The sequence below is a fragment of the Methylophilus sp. Leaf414 genome, assembly GCF_001425425.1.
In the GTDB taxonomy this organism is placed as follows: Bacteria; Pseudomonadota; Gammaproteobacteria; order Burkholderiales; family Methylophilaceae; genus Methylophilus.
The window spans coordinates 354,237-370,640 of sequence record NZ_LMQQ01000002.1 but is presented as its reverse complement, the minus strand read 5'-3'; the positions used below and the strand labels follow the sequence as shown (position 1 = coordinate 370,640).

Annotated in this window: 10 protein-coding genes; 3 read left to right on the top strand and 7 right to left on the bottom strand. The window is 48.2% G+C overall.

Going from position 1 to position 16,404, the window contains the following annotated elements:
- Nucleotide 1 precedes the first annotated feature (1 nt).
- The 3 genes from ASG24_RS06080 to ASG24_RS06070 all read right to left on the bottom strand — a co-directional run bounded on the left by ASG24_RS06080 (nucleotide 2) and on the right by ASG24_RS06070 (nucleotide 2,152).
- Complete coding sequence (locus ASG24_RS06080; RefSeq protein WP_055868892.1) at nucleotides 2–475, bottom strand: cupin domain-containing protein; 474 nt, start codon at nucleotides 473–475, stop codon at nucleotides 2–4.
- A 12-nt stretch (nucleotides 476–487) separates the two neighbouring features.
- Nucleotides 488–1,033, bottom strand: coding sequence for an RNA polymerase sigma factor (locus ASG24_RS06075; RefSeq protein ID WP_055868891.1), 546 nt, complete (start codon nucleotides 1,031–1,033; stop codon nucleotides 488–490).
- A gap of 474 nt (nucleotides 1,034–1,507) precedes the next feature.
- On the bottom strand, nucleotides 1,508–2,152 hold the full coding sequence (locus ASG24_RS06070; protein ID WP_055868890.1) for a hypothetical protein: 645 nt from the start codon (nucleotides 2,150–2,152) through the stop codon (nucleotides 1,508–1,510).
- A 241-nt stretch (nucleotides 2,153–2,393) separates the two neighbouring features.
- On the opposite strand from ASG24_RS06070, the gene ASG24_RS06065 reads away from it, so the two are divergent.
- Nucleotides 2,394–4,727, top strand: coding sequence for an ATP-binding protein (locus tag ASG24_RS06065; RefSeq protein ID WP_055868889.1), 2,334 nt, complete (start codon nucleotides 2,394–2,396; stop codon nucleotides 4,725–4,727).
- 140 nt (nucleotides 4,728–4,867) lie between these two features.
- Nucleotides 4,868–7,087 carry a bifunctional (p)ppGpp synthetase/guanosine-3',5'-bis(diphosphate) 3'-pyrophosphohydrolase gene (locus ASG24_RS06060; RefSeq protein ID WP_055868888.1) on the top strand — a complete coding sequence of 740 codons (2,220 nt, stop codon included), beginning with the start codon at nucleotides 4,868–4,870 and terminating at the stop codon, nucleotides 7,085–7,087.
- Between the two features lie 21 nt (nucleotides 7,088–7,108).
- Here the strand turns inward: ASG24_RS06060 and ASG24_RS06055 are convergent, their stop codons facing one another.
- The 4 genes from ASG24_RS06055 to ASG24_RS06040 form a co-directional block, all read right to left on the bottom strand.
- Nucleotides 7,109–8,056, bottom strand: coding sequence for an alpha/beta hydrolase (locus ASG24_RS06055; protein ID WP_082488003.1), 948 nt, complete (start codon nucleotides 8,054–8,056; stop codon nucleotides 7,109–7,111).
- Nucleotides 8,057–8,384: 328 nt separating this feature from the next.
- A complete protein-coding gene (locus ASG24_RS06050; protein WP_055868887.1) occupies nucleotides 8,385–10,721 on the bottom strand; it encodes a P-loop ATPase, Sll1717 family in 2,337 nt (778 codons plus the stop codon).
- Between the two features lie 62 nt (nucleotides 10,722–10,783).
- Nucleotides 10,784–11,476: an NrdJb gene (locus tag ASG24_RS06045; RefSeq protein ID WP_055868886.1), complete on the bottom strand. Its 693-nt coding sequence runs from the start codon at nucleotides 11,474–11,476 to the stop codon at nucleotides 10,784–10,786.
- A gap of 192 nt (nucleotides 11,477–11,668) precedes the next feature.
- A complete protein-coding gene (locus ASG24_RS06040) occupies nucleotides 11,669–13,834 on the bottom strand; it encodes an adenosylcobalamin-dependent ribonucleoside-diphosphate reductase (RefSeq protein WP_055868885.1) in 2,166 nt (721 codons plus the stop codon).
- 370 nt (nucleotides 13,835–14,204) lie between these two features.
- On the opposite strand from ASG24_RS06040, the gene waaA reads away from it, so the two are divergent.
- Complete coding sequence (gene waaA / locus ASG24_RS06035; RefSeq protein ID WP_082488016.1) at nucleotides 14,205–15,470, top strand: lipid IV(A) 3-deoxy-D-manno-octulosonic acid transferase; 1,266 nt, start codon at nucleotides 14,205–14,207, stop codon at nucleotides 15,468–15,470.
- Nucleotides 15,471–16,404: the final 934 nt, after the last annotated feature.

Here is a 16,404-nt window from a genome sequence, read left to right as displayed (position 1 = left end):
ATCAGGAACACTTCACCAACAGCGTACATCCTTTATCTGTATGGATTTTTTCGTGCCGGCTTCCAGCCTTTGCGTAATGATAGTCTCCCGCATGGCACAATATGCCTTGCAGCCACACCTCACCCTCAATCACATACGACTCCTCATTGTGGCTATGCGCATGTTCATCCAGGCTGGTATTTGCGGCCATTCTGACCAGAAAGGATCTGGCGTCATCCGTTTTATGCAATAAGCGAATCTCTATGCCAGCCGAGATCTGCTTCCATTGATCTTCATTGTTGAACTGGAAAAAATAATCCTGTGATTTCACACGGCTCAATAGACGATCTTTAATGCGTGCCGATACTTCAGGCGCAGGAGTCGTTGGTAAAACGTCAGCTGCAATTGCGGAAATTACTTCTTTATCCAATACAGACTGCTCGCTCGCAGCTTGGATAGTCGATTTAGCCATAGGCTGTTTTTTCATATCACTCATAAGAAATCTCTTTCAGAATAATGCACTTCTGAGTTTAGATTGTGCACGCTTGATCAGCGATTTCACTGACCCCAACGGCATGTGCATTTGGCTCGCTATTTCTTCGTGGGTGTAACCCTTAAAAAATGCCAGCGCAATCAATTGCCGGTCTCTGGGTTGTAAAAATGTCATTGCCCTGTATACGTCAGATTCACGCTCCAGCGCCAACAAAATATCTAACGGGTTGTTATTAACATCATTTTCTGGCTTCAGCGTTTCAGGCTCAGCGTAAGACTCCGCAATATCAAGTCGTCTTAAGGTATCAATCGCCCGCGAACGACAAATTGTTGTCAGCCAAGCAAGAATACACCCTCTGTTACTGTCAAATTTAGCGGCTTCCAGCCACACTTGCATATAAGTGTCTTCAGTGACCTCTTCTGCCAAATCGTGACGCTTTGTGATTTTTAAGGCCAGGCCATACACCTTTTTTAAAGTGCAATCATAAAAATCAGCTAAGGCGTCTTCATTCCGGTCGATCATGCCTTGAACAAAATGAGTTAACTGGTCTGGTTGCGGCATGAGTTAGTTTTATTCTTGATATTCGACTATCGTTGATATCTGTATATAAAGCGTTCACTATATATACGCCAATTAAATGATTTTGGATGCAAGTTCATTGCTATGGCTCTGATTTATTACAACCTCACAGATAATAAATATCGCGATAACTTGAATGCGCATTATGGAATGCTTTAAGAACTTTTTGCGAGAAAAATTGGCTTGGGAGGTAACAAAAATTGTAAAAGCTACTGCTTATTGAAAGCTCATTTTTATTAGTACTTGATATCGATTGGGGCTTTATCCTCCAGGCAGCAAAATCACTTGTCTAATACTCATAACGCTGGCAGATGCTTTATCCCTGAAACGCAGCGCATTCCGCAAAAAAGATTATGCTTAAACCATGACTATGGTTCGTGGCAAGATGCCCACAACCTGTCAGGTTCTGATACAACCCTCGTTCAGATTACCGCACAATGGATGAGATTACTTACTCTAACTTGACTGCAGCACAACCTTAGCCCAAACAAAAAACCCACCCGCCTTTGCTGAAGAATAATCCAGTTCCACCACTTTCAACTTATCCCCTATCTTGGAAACCGTCGTCACCGGCGCTTTGGAATGCCATTGATCATTGGTGACTGCGCGGATGTAAACGTCATCTTTCACTGTGAGCACATCATCGGGTTTGATTGGCCAAGCTGCGGTGGTGGTAGGTGAACCGCCATCTTGCCATTGGGTTTTATTTTTATCCACGCGGCCCAGAAAAACCCAGCCTGCGGATGGCAGTATTTGTGGCGCAACGCGCTCTGCTTTGAGGATAGCTTCTTTAAAGTTTTGATCGACCGGTTTATTGGATGCTTCAACTGGCGCTTCGTCTGAGTTGGTGCTGGTGGAAGCGACCACTTGGGCGGTGACTTTTTCCTGGGCTTTGGCGATGATTTCTTTTTCTTCTGCCACTTCAACCGTAAAGCCCCAGCCGCCAAATTTGCTCAGGCCGCTCTCTTTAAGAAATGTCTTGATATAGCTGGGCTGGAAAAAGCATATGGCGATCAATAGCGTGATCAGGATATCCCTGGCTAGTGATGAATATTCTTTTAAGTAGAATAAGACATCCACCTTTTTTGGCTCTTCACTCATGGCTTCTCCCTTTTTTATTATTTGGGCAAAACGTATTGGCGACGGACAAAAGGCGGTTAACGCATAAGCTGCAACTGCCTGTTGTTGAATAATATAATAATTCGAATAACGAAACCAATTCAGGTTTGAATGGTGCAGTAAAACCCATCCTACAGCTCACAAAATTGGCAAAAGATGCAAGTAACGTTATATTGCCTTATATGTAGTTAAATTTTGATTCAGGTTATAAGGGGACGCACCCATGCGGATGGCAGATGTCATCGATTCACATTTGGACGAAATTCTCAAAGCATGGGATGCATTCGTCGCATCGCAGTTTTCATCTGTCGCAAACATAAACGCATTGGCGGGGCGTGACCATCGCTCTGAAATCCTTCGCGCGATTGCCGAAAACTTGCGTCAGCCACAAGCCAGCGCCACCCGTCTTGCGAAATCGCGAGCATTGGCACCTGCTATCAAGAATGCACCGGAAACCGGCGCTGAAAAGCATGGGCGGATCCGGGCAGAGGACGGGTTTTCCATTACCGAGATTGTGAGCGAGTTTCGCAACCTGCGAGCTACAGTGATGCGGTTGTGGGCAATGAGTAATACCACGTTATCCGATGTCACGGCCATAGAGGATGTGACGCGCTTCAACGAGGCGCTCGATCAGGCGATTGCCGAATCTGTGGATTACTACAACCAGGTGTTTTCCAGTGACCGCATTGCACGGGATACCTTGGATAAAGAACTTAAGATCAATCGCGGGCGCCTCGAATACGCAAGCCGGATCTCGCATGTAGGGTTTTGGTATTGCGACCTGCCCTTTGAAGTTCTGGAATGGGACACGCAGGTAAAGAATCATTTCTTTATGGAACCTAACGCGACGGTCACGATTGAAGACTTCTACGACAGGATTCATCCGGAGGATAGGGAGCGCACCAGGCTAGCGATTGCTGAATCGATCAGCAGCCGGGATGCCTATGACATCATTTACCGCACAGTGCACCCCATGACGAATGAGGTGAAGTGGATTCGCGCGCTCGGGGGCACCGATTACGACGCTGACGGTAGCCCTATCCATTTTGACGGCATCACCGTGGACGTGACAGCGCAAAAACTGGTTGAGATGCGCGTGGCTGAAAGCGAAGCCAGGCACCGTGGTGTGATCACCAATATGGATGAAGCGTTTGCCCTGTTTGACCAGGATTTCAACATTATTGAAGTCAATGACGCCACTTGCAAGTTTGTAGCCATGTCCCGCTCGCAAATGCTCGGTGCTAATCACTGGCAGCTATTTCCGGGCACATACGAATCTGACATTGGCAAAATGTACAGGCAAGTCCAACTGGATGGGCAGCCTAAATTTCTGGAACATCATTATGTATTCCCGGACGGCCGTACATTCTGGTTTGAGGCGCGCGCCTTTAAAGTTGGAGATGGCGTGGCGGTACTTTTCCGCGACATTACCAAAAGAATCAAACTGATTGAAGCACTGAAAGAGTCCGACAAGCGCAAGGATGAGTTTCTTGCCATGCTGGCCCACGAGCTGCGTAATCCGCTGGCCCCGATTGTGACAGCAGGCGAGATTCTTTTGCGGCTTTCTCAAACGAATGAATCGATTGCGCGCCCTACTGCCATCATCCGCCGGCAGGCCAAGCACATGACGCGGCTGATTGATGATTTACTGGATGTCGCCCGGGTCACGCAAGGGCATATCCACCTGCAAAAAGAAGTGATTGATATCAATGAGGTACTCGCCCAGGCAGTTGAAATGTGCGAGCCGCAACTGCAGGCAAAAGAACTGCACCTTAATATATCCACCGAGCAGACCACGCCGGTATTTGTTGAAGGGGATATGGCGCGGCTGGTGCAATGCGTTGCAAACATACTGACCAATGCCATCAAATATACCGAACCCGGTGGGAAAATTAATCTCGTGGTCCGCAGTGAAGATGCGGAAGTGATCATTGAAGTGGCTGACACCGGCAGTGGCATTGCGCCTGAGATGCTTACACAGATTTTCGAACTGTTCGTGCAAAGCCAAATTACCATAGATCGCTCCCAGGGAGGGTTGGGCGTAGGCCTGGCCATCGTCAAGCGCCTGATCAACATGCATGGCGGCCATGTAAGCGCATTCAGTCAGGGTGAGGGGCTAGGTTCCACTTTCGAAATACGACTGCCGCGCATTGTTTCTTCCACCACCACTGATCCCCAGGCCATAGAAGACAATGGAACGAATGGGCGCGTGTTGATTGTCGACGACAACGTGGATGCAGCCGATACCCTGGTGATGATCATGGGGATACTGGGGCATGATTGTATGGCTGTGCATAGTGCGCAAGAGGCACTGTCCACTATTGATACTTTCAAGCCAGACATCATGCTGATTGATATTGGCCTGCCTGATATCAATGGTTACGAACTGGTACAGCAAATTGGCAAGTTGCCGATGGGGCGAGACCTGCGCAAGATTGCTTTAACGGGGTATGGGCAGCCTGAAGATAAACAGCGTGCGCTTGAGGCCGGGTTTGACGAGCATCTGGTAAAGCCGGTCGAGATTGATATATTGGAGCGCGCGATAGGCGGAGGTTAAGGTTTATACATTGAACTGAAAACCATCACCAGGCAATTGACTGTCGAGTCTTTCCGTACTTACAGGAAAAATGCGCTGTGAATGATGGCTTTTGCTTGTATCGAGATGCGATTTGAACAGGACTGATGCCATAATACCCCATGGTTTCTGTGCATCATCCAATCTCTGCTTTACTCGCCTCAAATGAAGGCGATTTTTCCACATGGCTGGAAGCGGCAGCCAAACGATTCTCGCCTTCCGAAGTGGAGTTGATCAGTTGCGCCTATGCGTTGGCAGTTCCTCTCTATTCCGGGCGCTCAGCACTCACTGGCACGCCACTGCTGTTACATGCACTAGGTGCGGCGACTATCCTCATTGACATGAACATGGATGTCGAAACAATCGCTGCCACGATATTGCATGCAGTGCCTGAATATCTGGCCGATTGGCGGGCAACGCTGGAAACGCATTTGGGCACCAATATTGCGGACCTGGTGGAAGGCATTTCACGCATGGAACAAATCCAGGCGCTCAGCGAGACCGAGCGCTTGCATGGCACGGACCGGAAAAACGACGACCACGCGCAACAAATAGAAAGTCTGCGCAAAATGCTGCTGGCCATGGTGCAGGACATCCGTGTGGTGTTAATCAAACTGGCAGAACGTACGCAAACCCTGCGCCATTTGTCCGGGGCTAGCACTAGCCTGCAGAAACAGATTGCACTGGAAAGCCAGAGCCTTTTTGCGCCACTCGCCAACCGCCTTGGCGTGTGGCAAATCAAGTGGGAGTTGGAAGACCTCTCTCTGCGCTATCTGGAACCCCAGATCTACAAGGAAATCGCACATAAGCTAGATGAGCGCCGCGTCGACAGGGAACAATATATTATTGACGTCGTGGCAGAGCTGCAAAAAGAGCTGCTTGAAGCAGGCATCAAAGCGGAGGTTGCTGGCCGACCCAAGCACATTTACAGCATCATCAAGAAGATGAAAAGCAAGCGTCTGGATTTTACCCAGCTCTATGATGTCCGTGCTGTGCGCGTGCTGGTTAACGATATCAAAGACTGCTATGCCGTGCTCGGGCTCATCCACAACCTGTGGCAGCCCATCCCCGGTGAATTTGACGACTATATCGCGCGCCCCAAGAGCAACAATTATCGTTCGCTACATACCGCGGTTAGTGGGCCGCGTGGCCTGGCACTTGAGGTGCAGATCCGCACTTTCGAAATGCATCAGCATTCTGAATTGGGCGTCGCGGCACATTGGCGCTACAAGGAGGGCGGAAAATCCGACGCCAAATTTGACGAAAAGATCGCCTGGCTACGCCAGATCCTGGCATGGAAGGATGACGTCTCTGAGAGTGGCGACCTGATTGAGCAATTCAAGAGTGAGCTGTTTCAGGATCGCGTTTATGTGCTGACGCCACTTGGTAAAGTCATCGACTTACCCAAAGGGTCTACCCCAATCGATTTTGCTTATACGCTGCACACCGATCTGGGGCACCGCACGCGTGGCGCCAAGATTAATGGCAGCATCGTGCCGCTCAACACCAAATTACAGAATGGCCAGCGCGTAGAAATCCTGACTTCAAAACTTGGTTCGCCTAGCCGGGACTGGTTGAATGCTTCACTTGGTTATCTGCAAACCACCAGCGCCCGCGCCAAGGTCAGGCAATGGTTTAAATACCAGCATTTTGATGAACATGTAGCCCAGGGTCGGGTGAAGCTGGATCGTGAGCTACATCGGGCCGGCATCGGTGCCATCAATCATGAAAAGATCGCCCAGAAACTCCACTTTCAGAAACTGGAAGATTTTCTGGCCGCCATTGGGCGTGGGGATGTCACTGAACATCAAATCTCGCTTGCCATCCAGGAAGATACTGCGCCCAAGACAGCAGACGTCGCAATCACACGCCCTCCCAGACGGAACACAGCGCTGCACCTCCACGCCGGTATCGTGATTGAAGGCGTTGGCAACTTGCAGACAGGGTTTGCCAAATGCTGCAAACCATTACCGCCGGATGCGATTGTTGGCTACCTGACGCGCGGTCACGGGGTGACTATCCATCGCGGCACCTGTGGCTTCATAGCACGGTTACCAGAGGAGCGGCGCGACCGTGTACTGGGTGCGCAGTGGGGCAGCTACGAGAACTTCAGCGCAACTGTTGATATTGAAGTGGAGGCCCATGATCGCCAAGGCTTGCTCCGGGATATTAGTGATCTATTTGCACGGGAAAAGATCAACGCTACCAAGGCTAACACCATCACCAGGCACAATCTGGCGCTGATGCAGTTTTCGATTGAGGTGACAAACCTTGAGAAACTCAGTCACCTACTGACGTTGATTCAGCAGGTGCCGAACGTCATTTCAGCACTAAGAAGGTGAAGTCCAACCCCAATGATTGCTTTATAGCGGAAAACCTTGTGATCTCATAAAAGCGTCCACTTTATCGGTATAAGCACTTTCCAAACCCAGTTGCTCATTGATCTCCCCATGCGACATAGCCACCGGGAAGGTGCTGGCCTGCGAGCCAAGCAGAACGGCCTTATCCACGAAGGCCTGTGCCTGAACGCAGGGTTTATCTTTTCTCTCCGTTGAGCAGACTGCCAGCATGGGCACGGTTTTCTGTGTGAGCTGGTAAATGGGCGACACACTTTGCCAGAATTTGGGGTCTTTGCCGAAGGCATTGTCATACAGGCCCATGTGGTGCCCGGCCATGGTTTTTTCGATGTCGTAGCCACCGCTATCCAGCATCACGGTGGCTAGCCATGGTTGCGGGCCTTGTTGCTTGACGATGCTAGGTTTGGCGGTGATCAGTGCGACCAGGTGCGCACCGGCTGAGTGGCCCATGATCACGAACCGTTTGCTGTCCCCACCCCAACTTGGGGCTAGACTTTGCGCTTTAGCCAGGGCGAGTGCGATATCGTTGGCTTGCACCAGAGGATCTGCCTTGGGCACCATCCGGTAGTTGGTGGAGACAACGATAATGCCCTTGGGTAGCCAGTGATTGGCCTTGTTTTCTACCACGCGGTTCATGGCCTTATCGCCGCGCTTCCAGCCGCCCCCATGCACCATGAAGATGACCGGTGCGTTTTGCGCATTGGCCGGGATATACACATCCATGCGCTGGTCCTGGTCGCTACCGTAGGAGATATTGCTTTTCAATACCGCACCGGCAGGCAGATCAAATTTCTGGCGGATACCCACGTCGCCTTCTTCGACCTCGTTGCCTTCATTCGCCTGCTGGCGTTCGGCAATCCTTTCCTTGATTCGGTCACGCAAGGGCCCGGCGGATGCAGGCGGGATGAGCGAACTAAGGATAAACAGAGAAAAGCAAACAGACATTAATTTCATGACGAACGCCTTTTAAAATCAATTATTAATTGCGTTAGGGTTGTGTGAAATATTAATTTACTCTGTCCCCAATTATTCGTGGAGCTCCCAGATACTAAAAATTTATGAACATCTTACTGCTAAGTACTTGGTAGTTAACTGAAATACTGGCCATCAAGAGGATTGCGAAGGAGTATATGTTTGTGGGCGGAAAATTTTAGAATACGAAACTCCAAGCGTCTGGATTCTTGACCCAGACACCCTAATTACTAGTCACCCAAGGTACTCATGATCCTTAGATATAAAAATATGCATCATCAAAGGATTGCCCCCTTAACTTCTTATCAAACTAGACTTGTTTTTCTCTAATATTCAGAGACGGCCAGAATGCTGGATTTATACAGAAAATTGCATTTCCGTTTGAACGCTCAATCCTAATATTCAGCTTCCGCAAATCATAATTAATATCAAATATGTAGGTGATTTCACCGTCAGAATTTAAACCTATAACACCATAGTAAAGTAGAAAATTCAATAAATTCGGATATTCCGCCCCATCAATACCAGCCTCTTGGAATAATTTAAATATCTCATCCTTGTTTAACACTGGACTTGCATCTAAGAAGTGATATAAAAAGTCCTTTGCAGTAGGAAAAACATCAGTCAGCTCTTTATCAAGCTCTAATAGTAGATCTTGAGAGTAAGCGGAGAAGCCTTTCTCAACATCGCCTTCTTCTATTCGAGAATGATTAAAATTGCTTGCAAACCCACGGCAATGGCTAAATATCTTAAGCAGATTTCTAGGCCTCATTAAAGAGCGCTCAATCATATAGTCGACTATTTCATTACCTCTGTAATGTGAGATCGCAACTTTGGGAATGATTTCACTTAAATCAGCATCCGAGGCATCTTCTTCCAGCCCCGCTACTAAACGCAAGCGCAGCATCTCACGTAATAAATCTGGCTCAGTCCAATCAAGCACGGCTCTCATTTCTTTGCCATAATCTGCACTATTTGCCATCAAATGCTCATACACATCATTTCTTACAAATACAATGCAATGCACAGTTCTTTGCCCTTTACGCATATCCCGTTCAATGATCCTGCCAGCATTTATTAAACATCTAAGAACTGTTACATCAACATCATCTACCCCATGGGTACTCCAGCCTTTGTCTAGATTATCGAATAGTATCCAAACAGCTTGCTTTTGCTCGAGATAGCTAGATATTCGTTCTCTTAGCAACCGTAGATCATGGACGTAGATTAGTTCTGTGACTTGCTCACTAGTCAGTTTCTCGACCTTAACCCCACCAAACCTTGCCTGATACTGGCCAACTAACCGTTGAGATAAAGCTAATAACCTTTCTGAAAAATCACCCTCAGTAGATAAATCAGTAATTCTGTATGTATCTTCAAGCTCAATATAAAGTTGAGTTATTAGGTGATTGTGTTTATAAGTGTGCTTATCTTTTTCCAAAAGCTTATGTGCAACCTCTAATAAAAGTAAATACTCCCAAAATGCTGTAATAAGATGCTGCCTCGTACCCTCAGAAAGATAATTTAAAATATCTTCTTTGATTTTTAATAATTGATATCCCTCTGGCTTCAAATCAACAACAATATTAGTTTTATTATTGCGGATACGATCTCTTACTTGTATAAAAAGTGCTGTTTTACCAGAACCCTTCCTACCGACAACAAGATTGACATCTCCTTGTAAAGCTCGCCTGTATTGATCAATTTGCAAATAGTAATTTGACAATGTTGTCATCTCATTTTCTGCTGTTGGGTCGCCAATTCTTAAAGACTGAAGCTTGGTACTAAACTTGATTGGAGTTGGGTCAACTTGCTGCTGATACTCAGTTATATCAAGAGTCAAGTTTGCAATATGCTCATTAATGTCTTCTGGATATCTATAAAATTTCGTCTCATCCATTATATCCAGAGGGGCCTGATAACCAATTGGAGAAAGAATAAGAGTTGGTTTTCCTAATCCGTGGCTTAATCCTGCTACAAATAATGCCCTAACATTATTCGCACGACTGCCCTCAGTACTATCATTTTGTAGGCAAACCAATACACCTGAAGAGCTAGCAACCTGTCTGATGGCATCAACCCCTGATAACCTAGAGTCTTCGACTGGATTAAAGCTTCTATATCTAAATCTCGCTTTTTTAATTTTAGACACCATCACAGTTTCAGCATCACCCGTGGATTGCGGAACAACAATATAAACAGGCGCTTTTCTATCGAGAGCTTCATCAATTTGGAGACAGGTAGGATCGATAAAACTAGTGAGCCTATCCACTAGATCACTCTCGTCTCTATATGCCAAATAGCCCAGAGTATCAAAAATCCCTACTTCTTTAACTAACGACTTATCACCTTCTGTTGGCTGATGACGAATAAGAAATGCACGCTTGCGACGTGCGATCGCAAAACCAATCTCATAAACAACATTCGGATTTAAATAGGTAATGTCTGCAACGATAAAAGATGAATCACCTATCCCTTCAATAATAGGGGAGATTAAGGGGTTCCCAGGAATATCATTAAACTCCCAAGTCTCGTAGCGTATATTTGTTGATTTTGAGTTTGCTTTGGAGACTGAATCAGAAATCAACTTAGCTAAATGTTCATCTCTACCGGTGTAAGCTACGAATGATTTTTGCTTATTAGTCATGATTTATACTTATCGTTAATTGTCTTTATAGAAAAAAACCAGCAGATGCTGGTTTTAATTATTTATCCGCACTTACTATCCCCACAATTCAAGCAAGTCATGCATCCATCCATCAGTATGCTAGCTTTGGTATTACATTTTTTACAAAGCTGCGCGCCTTTGGGGAAGCCTTCATCGTTTGACTCGTCACCTGATTTGGCGTGTTTTTCGAGGTATTCGGCTTTTTTCTCTTCAACCAGTTTTTGCTGATGCTCGTCCAGGCCCGGCTTTTTCAGCATGCCGATTTCTTGCAGGTGGGTTTCTACCACTTCCCCAATCTCGGCCACCAGGCTAGGTACGAACTTGCCGCCTTTTTTGAAGTAGCCGCCTGACGGTTCAAATACACTTTTCAGTTCTTCTACCAGGAAGGTGACATCGCCACCTTTGCGGAACACGGCAGACATGACGCGGGTCAGCGCGACGATCCACTGGAAGTGTTCCATGTTTTTGGAGTTGATGAAGATCTCGAACGGACGGCGGTGCTCTTGTGGCGTGCCTTCGTTCATGATGACGTCGTTGATGGTGATGTAGAGCGCGTGCTCGGTCACTGGCGTTTTGATCTTGTAGGTGTTACCCACAAGCATATCCGGACGGCTTAGCGGTTCGCCCATTTGGATAACATTCGTAGCAGCCGCTGCTGCGGCCTCGGTTGCTTTTTTGTCTTCATCGGTCACCAGTTTGTAGGCGGTGATTTTTTTGTCGATCTTGATTGCCATGTTGTTCTCCCTATTGGAGTGCTCAATTTTTCAATAAATTCAATCATCTAAATCTTAAAAATTTTAGATGGTTGCCGTCGCGAGCGAAGCCAGTGCCAGGCGAAAAGCGGTTTTAAACCGGAGTGTACAAACAGTACATGAGGATTTAAAACTGCTTTTTAACGCCGCAATGGCGAGCGCAGCAGGCAAACACTAAAATTTTCCGTAGTAGCCTTCCTTGAAGGCATCAAACAGATTAGCCGCCGTATGAATCTCGCCGTCGTACTCAATCTCTTCATTCCCCTTGGCTTCGATCTCGGTGCCATCTTCCAGCGTGAACTTGTAAGTGGTGCTTTCGAGATCTTTCTCGGTCACCAGCACACCCTGGAATGCTTCCGGGTTGAAACGGAACGTCGTACAACCTTTCAGGCCCTTGTCATACGCGTAGAGGTAGATGTTCTTGAAATCCTCAAAGTCGTAATCGGTCGGCACGTTAATGGTTTTGGAGATGGAGCTATCAATCCATTTTTGTGCCGCGGCCTGAATATCCACATGGGCTTTTGCCATGATGGTGGATGAATCGAGGAAGTAGTCCGGCAATTGCTCTTCCGGCTTGTCGCTGAACGGCATGGCGTTGGCATTCACCAGTTCGCGATAAGCCAGCAGCTCATAGCTGAATACATCGACTTTCTCTTTCGATTTTTTGCCTTCACGGATCACGTTACGCGCATAGTGGTGGGCAAAGCTAGGCTCAATACCGTTGCTGGCGTTGTTGGCCAGGCTCAGGGAAATCGTACCGGTAGGTGCGATGGAGCTGTGATGCGTGAAGCGTACACCCTTGGTCGCGATCTGGTTACGCAGGCCTTCCGGGAACTGCTGCATGTAGCGGCTGTATTTACCCAGCAACACTTTACCGGCCAGTTTCTGGCCGACCTTGATGCCATCGGCAGCCATTTCAGGACGCAGGCGCAACATGTCGGCAGTCACTTCAAATTTTTCGTCCATGATAGGTGCCGGGCCTTTTTCTTCGGCCAGTTGCACGCCGACTTCCCAACCCACTTCAGCCATGATGCGGGTAACTTCTTCGGTGAATTTCACGGAATCATCTTCACCGTATTTCATTTTCAGCATGGTGAGTGTGGAGCCCAGGCCCAGATAGCCCATGCCGTGACGGCGTTTGCGGGCGATTTCCACGCGTTGCTGTTCCAGTGGAAGGCCGTTGATTTCCACCACGTTATCCAACATACGGGTAAACACGCCAACCACGTCTCGGTATTCTTCCCAGTCGAAATGCGCTTCTTCGGTAAATGGCTTGCGCACGAACTTGGTCAGGTTGACGGAACCCAGCAGACAGGCACCATATGGTGGCAATGGCTGCTCGCCACATGGGTTAGTAGCGCGGATGTTTTCGCAGAACCAGTTGTTGTTCATTTCGTTAACGCGGTCGATCAGGATAAAGCCCGGCTCGGCAAAGTCGTAGGTGGAAGACATGATCACGTCCCACAGGCGGCGTGCCTTGATGGTTTTGTAGATGCGGCAGGCGACCTTGCCTGCATCCGGGCCATCGACCTTGCTCAGGTATTTGTGCTTGATCGGCCAGTCACGCCACACCACTTGTGACTCGTCATTCACGTTCAGGCCATCAATAATCGCTTCTTTCTCGGTGACCGGGAAAGCCAGGCGCCATTCGTCATCGGCTTTTACCGCCTCCATGAATTCTTTGGTGATCAGGCAGCTGAGGTTGAACTGGCGCAAACGGCCGTTTTCACGCTTGGCCTTGATAAAGTCAGTCACGTCGGGATGAGAAATATCAAAGGTTGCCATTTGCGCGCCACGACGGCCACCGGCAGAAGACACGGTGAAACACATTTTGTCGTAGATATCCATAAACGACAGCGGGCCGGAGGTATAGGCACCGGCACCGGCGACGAACGCGCCTTTTGGACGCAGGGTGGAGAATTCGTAACCGATACCGCAACCGGCTTTCAGGGTCAGGCCGGCTTCGTGCACCTTGCCCAGGATGTCATCCATGCTGTCTTCCACCACGCCGGATACCGTGCAGTTAATGGTAGAGGTCGCAGGCTTGTGCTCCAAAGCACCGGCATTGGAAGTGATACGCCCGGCAGGAATGGCGCCGCGGCGTAACGCCCACAGGAATTTCTCGTGCCATTCGGCTTTTTTCTCTTCGGTGGTTTCTACATCGGCCAGTGCACGGGCGACACGGCTATAGGAATCATCCATGTCCTGATCGACATGCTCACCGGTTTTAGTCTTGAGGCGGTATTTTTTATCCCAGATATCGAGCGAGACCGGCTGCACTGGAATGTCCACTGCACCCTCTTCTGAATAAACCTTCTTCGTTTCAACTGCTTTTAGCATTGAGCTTCTCCATACCTTGGTGATTCTTATGATTTGACACATCAGTCTGTAAGCACCAAGGCTTTAGCGACTGACATCGCTTTCTGAAACCCGCCGGGCAAGCATTTGCATACTCGTCAATGCACGCGCTACTGCTAGAAGCACGTACCCGGCCAAACACAATATCTTGTGTTAGTTGCGGTAATTTATGCCTATATTTTGTTGACGTCAACCCATTTTTTACGCCTTTTTTTGGTGCGTAATGCTTGCATTTTTCCAATCACTTTAGACACAAGGGCTGCGGCATAGGTGAGTCATCACTCTCCTGTTTCGCATGCATTTCATTGGTGCGTTCAATCAAGATATCAACAAAATATGCGAGAATAGCGCCATGCCAAAATTCGTGTATACCGCACTAATCTATATGGTGGCGCTGCTGCTGCCAGTCAAGCTGCTCTGGCGCGGCCTGAAACAACCCGCATACCGCCAGCATGTAGGCGAACGTTATGGGTTCTATACCCAAAAAATAAACGCACCATTGATCTGGGTACATTGCGTTTCCGTAGGTGAAACCCGCGCCACCCAACCACTGATCCAGGCATTACTCAAGGAATATCCACAACACCAGATACTGATGACGCACGGCACCCCCACTGGGCGCGAAACCGGTCAGCAGGTATTGCGTGAAGAAATTGCCAGTGGCCGTGTATTGCAAGCGTATTTACCGGTAGACACACCTGGCGCCGCCAAACGCTTTTTTGCTCACTTCAAACCGGCCTTAGGTTTGTTAATGGAAACCGAACTATGGTTTCACCTGATTGCTGAAGCCAGTCACAGACAGATGCCGGTAGCCTTATTAAGTGCACGCCTGTCGGAAAAATCAGCACGCGGTTACGCCAAATTGGGCAAGCTCACGCATGACTGCCTGCAGCAACTGGCGCTGGTGGCTGCCCAAACTGAGGCGGATGCACAACGACTACAAGCCTTAGGTGCCAGCAATGTGATGGTATGCGGCAACCTGAAGTTTGACGTCACGCCACCGGCAGAGAGTGTGACCAACGGTGCAGGTTTGCGCGAGCTGCTTGGTACAAACCGCACTGTGCTGATGGCGGCGAGCACACGTGAAGGCGAAGAGCCTATGATCCTGGACGCGGTAAAAGACAGTGACGTTTTGCTGTTATTAGTCCCGCGCCATCCGCAGCGTTTTGCCGAAGTAGAAGCATTGCTAAAGGCACGCGGCTTACGCTATGTGCTGCGCACCGAGCTTGCGCAAACGCTGAATGAAGATGTGCAAGTAGTGCTGGGTAACAGCATGGGCGAGATGTATACCTATTATGCTGCGAGTGATTTTGCGATCATGGGCGGCAGTTTGCAGCCACTGGGTGGACAGAACCTGATTGAAGCCGCGACGATGGGAGTGCCCACTATTTTAGGGCCGCATATGTTTAATTTTGCGCAGGTGACGAGAGAGGCGGTTGCGGCGAATGCGGCGGTGCAAATGGCGGATATTGCTGAGTTAAAAAACACGATTGCAAACCTAGCGAAGGACAAAGCCAAGGTCAGAGCAATGTCTGAAGCGGCGAATGATTTTACGGTGCAACATCGTGGAACGACGCAAAGATTGATGGCAGCAATCAATAAACTATTAAAAACTTAATTCTTTAGACTTAAAAGCTATTGGCTAAATTTATTAGCTTCGTAACGCTTTTACTGCATTCCTTTTCGCCTCTAGGCGACCGTTCTTTCTTCCATAAGTAAAAGCAAAGAAAAAGACGAGCATTTTTTCAGAAAAGTTATGCTTTGTAGAAGGTTTCTAACTAGTGGGAGCTTCCTTTTCGCCTCTAGGCGAATTACTTTTCTTTGCTTGCCCAAAGAAAAGCTAACCAAAAGAAATGCACCCTAGCCTCCGCTTGTTTCCTGCGTTGCTCGACTTAGGACTTTCGTCCGTTGCTTTGCCGGACTTAGGCACAAGCGGTCGCGAAACTCGACCTGGCAGCTCATACAGAACATGAGCTGCTGCGAGACTCAAACAAACGCTCCCTTTCCCCTTATTTTGACTCCGCTACTCGGCGCGTCAGATAGGGACCCGGTTAAAACCATCACGATGCAGCAATTTTTAGTACATTAAGGATGGCGGGCGCTTAGTGAGTTTTAAACTTCGAAGACCAAATTCAAATTCTGATACCTCTGTTTCTTTGCTTGTTTTTAAGGAGTGTTTGAGCGTGCTGCAATGTAAAGAATTACTCTCAAGCGAAAGCGTGTGCTTTTCATGGACCCCTATCTGACGCGCCGAGTAGCGCAGTCAGCGTGGGAGGTTTCGGCCAGCGTCTGTCCGAGTTCCGCAGCAAGCCACGTTTTGTGTGGCTTGTCAGGGCGAGTTTCGTTGGCCGCCCACGTTGATGAGCAACGCAGGAAACAAGCGGAAGCTAGGGTGCCTTTTCTTTTGGTTACTTATTCTTTGGGCAAGCAAAGAAAAGTAACTCGCCTAGCGGCGAAAAACACTGGTAAATATTCTTAGAAGTACCTATTAAAACAAACCTAAGCAAGTGCAGCATACCCTCTTCGATTGCAACTAAGTTAAGTCTCCACCT

Excerpts from the sequence above, each read along its gene's own strand:
- ASG24_RS06080 (WP_055868892.1), bottom strand. The coding sequence starts at position 475 with ATGAGTGATATGAAAAAACAGCCTATGGCTAAATCGACTATCCAAGCT.
- ASG24_RS06075 (WP_055868891.1), bottom strand. The coding sequence starts at position 1,033 with ATGCCGCAACCAGACCAGTTAACTCATTTTGTTCAAGGCATGATCGAC.
- ASG24_RS06070 (WP_055868890.1), bottom strand. The coding sequence starts at position 2,152 with ATGAGTGAAGAGCCAAAAAAGGTGGATGTCTTATTCTACTTAAAAGAA.
- ASG24_RS06065 (WP_055868889.1), top strand. The coding sequence starts at position 2,394 with ATGCGGATGGCAGATGTCATCGATTCACATTTGGACGAAATTCTCAAA.
- ASG24_RS06060 (WP_055868888.1), top strand. The coding sequence starts at position 4,868 with ATGGTTTCTGTGCATCATCCAATCTCTGCTTTACTCGCCTCAAATGAA.
- ASG24_RS06055 (WP_082488003.1), bottom strand. The coding sequence starts at position 8,056 with ATGAAATTAATGTCTGTTTGCTTTTCTCTGTTTATCCTTAGTTCGCTC.
- ASG24_RS06050 (WP_055868887.1), bottom strand. The coding sequence starts at position 10,721 with ATGACTAATAAGCAAAAATCATTCGTAGCTTACACCGGTAGAGATGAA.
- ASG24_RS06045 (WP_055868886.1), bottom strand. The coding sequence starts at position 11,476 with ATGGCAATCAAGATCGACAAAAAAATCACCGCCTACAAACTGGTGACC.
- ASG24_RS06040 (WP_055868885.1), bottom strand. The coding sequence starts at position 13,834 with ATGCTAAAAGCAGTTGAAACGAAGAAGGTTTATTCAGAAGAGGGTGCA.
- waaA (WP_082488016.1), top strand. The coding sequence starts at position 14,205 with ATGCCAAAATTCGTGTATACCGCACTAATCTATATGGTGGCGCTGCTG.